The organism is Streptomyces sp. NPDC002130 (assembly GCF_040296465.1).
Lineage (GTDB): Bacteria > Actinomycetota > Actinomycetes > Streptomycetales > Streptomycetaceae > Streptomyces.
Genome location: NZ_JBEOXI010000640.1, coordinates 1 through 1,898, shown reverse-complemented (window position 1 = coordinate 1,898; position 1,898 = coordinate 1). Strand labels below are relative to the sequence as shown.

3 protein-coding genes and 1 pseudogene are annotated in these 1,898 nt (G+C 60.4%); 2 read left to right on the top strand and 2 right to left on the bottom strand.

What is annotated here, in order from left to right:
• On the top strand, nt 1-214 hold a 214-nt coding region (locus tag ABT116_RS43885; RefSeq protein ID WP_351646421.1), incomplete at its 5' end, for a hypothetical protein.
• Between the two features lie 34 nt (nt 215-248).
• On the opposite strand, the gene ABT116_RS43880 is transcribed toward ABT116_RS43885, so the two are convergent.
• Nucleotides 249-800 carry a MarR family winged helix-turn-helix transcriptional regulator gene (locus ABT116_RS43880; protein ID WP_124567629.1) on the bottom strand — a complete coding sequence of 184 codons (552 nt, stop codon included), beginning with the start codon at nt 798-800 and terminating at the stop codon, nt 249-251.
• Nucleotides 801-848: 48 nt separating this feature from the next.
• Here ABT116_RS43880 and ABT116_RS51145 point away from each other — a divergent pair, with 48 nt between their 5' ends.
• Nucleotides 849-1,568, top strand: a complete 720-nt coding sequence (locus tag ABT116_RS51145; RefSeq protein ID WP_502984055.1) for a FadR/GntR family transcriptional regulator — start codon at nt 849-851, stop codon at nt 1,566-1,568.
• Here ABT116_RS51145 and ABT116_RS43870 read toward each other — a convergent pair.
• Nucleotides 1,450-1,842, bottom strand: a pseudogene (locus ABT116_RS43870) (TetR/AcrR family transcriptional regulator C-terminal domain-containing protein); the annotation flags it as partial. The gene ABT116_RS51145 and the pseudogene ABT116_RS43870 sit on opposite strands and share 119 nt — an antisense overlap.
• Between the last annotated feature and the right edge of the window lie 56 nt (nt 1,843-1,898).

The following is a 1,898-nucleotide window of genomic DNA, read 5'->3' as shown; positions in this document are numbered from 1 at the left end:
GTGGACGAGTACGCCGCTGGCCCCGGCGGCGATGACGAGCGTGACGTTCCGCTCGGTCGTAGTAGAGGTTGCCGGACTCGTCACGGTGTTGGGTGTGACGCTTCGGTGGGATGTTGCCGAGTTGTCGATAGAACGCCATGACGGGGCTCCTTCTGTGCTGTTCTGCCTGGCTCACCTCCACCAGATAGTAAATACATTAACTAAAATGATGTGATGGGCGCAACCCTCCAAGGGGGTTCGGGTCTATGTCAGTTACGTCCGCGTACGTCGAACTGGCTGCGGTTGGTGATCAGTTTGTCCAGGAGCATGACAAGGATGCGCTGTTCGGCCTCGCTCAGGACGCTGACCCAGGCGTGTTCGCGTTCGTTCTGCTCGCGAAACGCTTCGACCATGGCTTCTCGGCCTTTGTCGGTCAGGTACAGCTGGACTGAGCGTCCGTCGTTCTCGGTGGGACGGCGATCGATCAGCCCATCTGCCAGTAGCGACTTGGACAGATTGGAGACGGCGGCCCGGCTCATCCCGGTGAGTTCGGCGGCAGCCTTCGGCTCGATCGGACCGGCCAGCCAGGTGACGAACAACAGTCGGAACGACGACCATGACCAGCCGCGAGGGCGGTGGATCGACGACTCGAGATCGTAGGTGACCACGTTCGAGGCCCGATTGAGCGTCAAGAGCACCTCGGTGGCCAGCTGGTCGCGAAAGCCGTGTTCGGTGGCCAGTCGTTTGTTGGCCAGTTCGATGAACGACCAGAAGTTGAGCTCGCCGACGGTTGGTTGGTCATCGGTTGTTCGCTCATTCATGGCCTAACCCTAGCGTGGCTCACGGTTGATAAATGTGTGTACTAGATTGTGGATGTTCTCGCGAAACTCGGAAACCCGGCAATTCGCGGCCTCGTCCATGCCGGCCTCCTCGAAGCACGCCCGGGAGACGGAACCTACGTCTGCGCGAGCTCAGAACTCGAAATTGCACTTCAAAGACGTGCAGCGGCGGAGAACGTGCTCGAAATCTTCGAAGCCCGTGAAGCTTTGGAGCTCTACGCCGCCCGACTCGCAGCCGAACGAGCCCTGCCCGAAGACATCGACCGAATGACTCGGGCTTTGGATGGCCGAGACGCTGAGCCCGACGTCGCCAAATCCGTCGAGTACGACCTCGACTTCCACCTGGAGATGTTCGCAGCGAGCGGGAACCAACTGATCACGGACATCTACCGCAGTCTCGATCGCTCTGACACCATGAGCATCCCACAAGGTACCTTCGGCGGCGGGCTCGGGAACCTCCTGCGCGACAATTCCTTCGGGACCGGACAGTTCCGTAACCACCATGGCGCGCACAGAAAGCTCCTCTTCGGGACATCTGAAGTCTGGACCGGTAACCCGGTTTTCTCGACTTTAACCCGGTACACACGTCAGATCATCGTTCACTCCCGATGTGCAGACGGTCGAGACCGTCGAGAATCAGATCCAGACCGAAAGCGAATTCGGCGGCATAGCTGTATCCGGGCGCCAGGACATGCTCAGTGGTCAACTCGGCCAGGTGCGGATACTGACCGCTCTCGAACGACCCCATGATCGCGTTCGCCAGTTCCGTCGTTTCCTGCGCGGTTTCGAACGGCAGACTCACCTCTTGGAGCACAAAGCCGTAGATGTACGCATCCATGATCGAAAAGGCGTGCGCAGCAAGGGCAACCGGAAATTCTGCGGCGCGTAGTGTTCCGATGACGGCGTCGTGGTGGCGCAGGGTCGCGGGACCAGGCGTCGTTCGGGACTCCATCAACGGAGTTGCCCACGGGTGCCTCCCCAACACTTCCCTTGTCGATACCGCTCGCACGTGAAGTTCCGTGCGCCACGGGCGTCCCGGCGACTACCCCGAAGAGGGCGCGTTGCGCGGTGGACACATTC